Origin of the sequence: Candidatus Hakubella thermalkaliphila (genome assembly GCF_013281975.1) — a bacterium.
Classification (GTDB): domain Bacteria; phylum Actinomycetota; class Humimicrobiia; order Hakubellales; family Hakubellaceae; genus Hakubella; species Hakubella thermalkaliphila.
This window is the reverse complement of sequence record NZ_BLRZ01000324.1, coordinates 1-961: the sequence shown is the minus strand read 5'-3', so window position 1 is coordinate 961 and position 961 is coordinate 1. Positions and strand designations below refer to the sequence as shown.

Below are 961 nucleotides of genomic sequence, written 5' to 3'. Positions count from 1 at the left end.
TTGTGCAAGAACAAGAGACCCTCAAAAATGGTGACGAAAATGGCCCCCTAGAGCCGGAAAACGAGCGTAAAATTGGTTCTTCTCAGGGGGATTCTGCGGAACTTGGGCTAAGAATAGGCAAGAGCAGATAAGGAAGGATCTACAGAGGGCCTATGAGCAGCCCAGCTATGAAGGAGCCAAGAGGGCCTTAGAGGGGGTCAAAAAGGAACTCGCCCTTATCAATGAATCAGCGCTAAGGAGTCTGGAAGAAGGGCTGGAGGAAACCTTGACCTTACACAGATTAGGATTATTCGAGGAACTGGGTAAGAGTCTTAAGACTACGAACTGTATGGAGTCTCTGATGGCCCAGATAGGATAGAAACTGGACAAGGTGGACTACTGGAAGAACTCCAACCAGAAGCAGAGGTGGTTAGCCAGTGCCCTTCTGGACATTGAGCCCAGATTGAATAGGGTAAAAGGATACAGATACCTGCCGCAGCTGAGGCTGGCATTACAGAGAGAGATACAAAAGAGAAACGTGCCGGTCTTAGAAGTAGAGAAGGAGGTGGCTGCCTGATGCGACTAAGGAGCTGCTATGGAATTTCAACTAAAAATGGTATTGACTCTTTTATTTTCAATAAAATCTCTTTCGGCAAAAACAATAACTCTGGAATTTTCCGGCATCTTCATTTCAAAAACATCTTTCCCTTGAAAATCTATTAATTGGAGAGAATTATGATTTGCCAAATGCTTTAATTGATTGAGCAATGAACTGCTGATGTCTTTTTTTATTTCCAGAAAAATCCATTTGTCTTTTTGAAAAATATTAACGAAATTCTCAATCTAATTTTTCCAAAATTGCGTATTCTGGTGAATTTTACCACTGATTCCGCTGCAAAGTTACCACTTTACAAACCATTCATATTTCTCCTCTCCATGATATAAAAGTGGTAAGTTTAGGTCAATGAATTTCCGGTTTTTC

Annotated in this window: 1 protein-coding gene and 1 pseudogene; both read left to right on the top strand. The window is 41.6% G+C overall.

The features are described from left to right. Positions 1-118: 118 nt before the first annotated feature. Positions 119-358 (top strand): annotated as a pseudogene (locus HW443_RS14165) (transposase); the annotation flags it as partial. 12 nt (positions 359-370) lie between these two features. Continuing rightward, the gene (locus tag HW443_RS11890; protein ID WP_176236436.1) at positions 371-556 is read left to right on the top strand and encodes a hypothetical protein; all 186 of its coding nucleotides are present in this window, start codon (positions 371-373) and stop codon (positions 554-556) included. Positions 557-961: the final 405 nt, after the last annotated feature.